The 1,453-nt window shown below is 69.8% G+C and carries 2 protein-coding genes; both read left to right on the forward strand.

From position 1 onward, the window contains the following. The first annotated feature begins 66 nt into the window (after positions 1-66). A complete protein-coding gene (locus E2C06_RS36410; RefSeq protein ID WP_133293377.1) occupies positions 67-516 on the forward strand; it encodes a hypothetical protein in 450 nt (149 codons plus the stop codon). Next, positions 516-1,418 (forward strand): IS3 family transposase, encoded by a 903-nt coding sequence (locus E2C06_RS36415; protein ID WP_133293378.1) that lies wholly within the window; start codon positions 516-518, stop codon positions 1,416-1,418. The genes E2C06_RS36410 and E2C06_RS36415 overlap by 1 nt, the downstream gene beginning before the upstream one ends. Positions 1,419-1,453: the final 35 nt, after the last annotated feature.

Here is a 1,453-nt window from a genome sequence, read left to right on the forward strand (position 1 = left end):
TGAGCTGCCCCCGGTTTCCCTGGACACCCATTTGTCTGAGGAGAGACCGGAACGATGATATCCACCATGAAGCAGATCGAAGATCATTTGGCCGTTGATGGGCCTGTGGGTAGCGAGGGCGGGCGCAGCCCGTCCGCGCTATCCACAGGCGAGGCGCCGGCCATGGTGCCAGGCGCGACCGCGACGCCCGCCACCGCACCGCCGAAAGTCGGTCCCTTGGCCCCTGGCCAGCGCTGGAGTGTCGCGCGCAAGCGCGAGGTCGTCCTGCGCCTGCTGCGGGGCGAGAGCGTGGAGCTCCTCTCCCTTGAGCTCGGCGTTCCGATCTTCAAGCTCGAGCAGTGGCGCCAAAAGGCAGACGCCGCCCTCGACGGCGCGCTCAAGGAGCGCGAGGCGGAGACGGCCAGCACCGAGCTCGCCGCGGCCATGCAGCGCATCGGCGAACTCAGCATGGAGGTCGAGCTGCTCCGCACCCGCATCGGGCGACCCGGCCCTTTGGCCCGGCGGAGGTCGCGCTGATGGCCAAGGCGACGTCCCCCGCCGGCGGCCAGTCCTACGGCATCCGGCGCGTTTGCCAGGTCTGGGGCGTGCCCCGCTCCAGCTTCTACGCCGCCCAGGGGCCGGCGCCGGACAGCACCCTGCCGGCAGCTCCGCCCGCACGGCGCGGGCCTAAGCCCGCGATCACCGACGAGGCCCTGCTCGCCGCCATCAAGCGGGACCTGGAGACCTCGCCCTGGACCGGTGAGGGCCACCGCAAGGTCTGGGCCCGTCTGCGCGTGCGCGACGGCATCCGCGTCTCCCGCAAGCGGCTCCTGCGCCTGATGCGCGAGAACGCCCTGCTCTCGCCGCACCGCGCCCGCCGCAGAGACGAGGACAGCCACGAGCGGCAGATCATCACCACCGCGCCGAACGTCATGTGGGCGACCGACGCCACCCAGGTCACCACCGTCCAGCACGGCAAGGTCTGGATCTTCGGCGTTGCGGAGCATTGGAACGCCGAGTTCCTGGGATGGCACGTGACGAAGCGCGGCACCCGCTTCGAGGCCACCCAGGCGCTCGCCATGGCCGTCCGCCAGCAGTTCGGCCACCTCTCCGCCGGCGCCGCCCGCGGCCTCGCGCTCCGCCACGACCACGGCAGCAACTTCATGGCCGAGCACTTCCAGAAGCAGGTCAGGTTCTGGGGCATCTCGCCGAGCTACGCCTTCGTCAGCCAGCCCGAAACGAATGGCGTCATCGAGAGGTTCTTCCGAACGCTGAAAGAGCAGGCCATCCACGGCCGTATCTTCCAGACCATCAATGAGGTCCGCGACGCCGTCCGCGACTTCGCGGCCCGCTACAACGCCGAGTGGCTGATCGAGAAGAACGGCTACCGCAGCCCGCTCGACATGCGCCTCGACACCGATCTCAGGCGCGCCGCATAGTGCAACCGCGTGTCCAGGACACCGGGTGCGGTACA

Origin of the sequence: Dankookia rubra (assembly GCF_004355005.1) — a bacterium.
Taxonomy (GTDB): domain Bacteria; phylum Pseudomonadota; class Alphaproteobacteria; order Acetobacterales; family Acetobacteraceae; genus Paracraurococcus; species Paracraurococcus ruber_A.

Excerpts from the sequence above, each read along its gene's own strand:
- E2C06_RS36410 (WP_133293377.1), top strand. The coding sequence starts at position 67 with ATGAAGCAGATCGAAGATCATTTGGCCGTTGATGGGCCTGTGGGTAGC.
- E2C06_RS36415 (WP_133293378.1), top strand. The coding sequence starts at position 516 with ATGGCCAAGGCGACGTCCCCCGCCGGCGGCCAGTCCTACGGCATCCGG.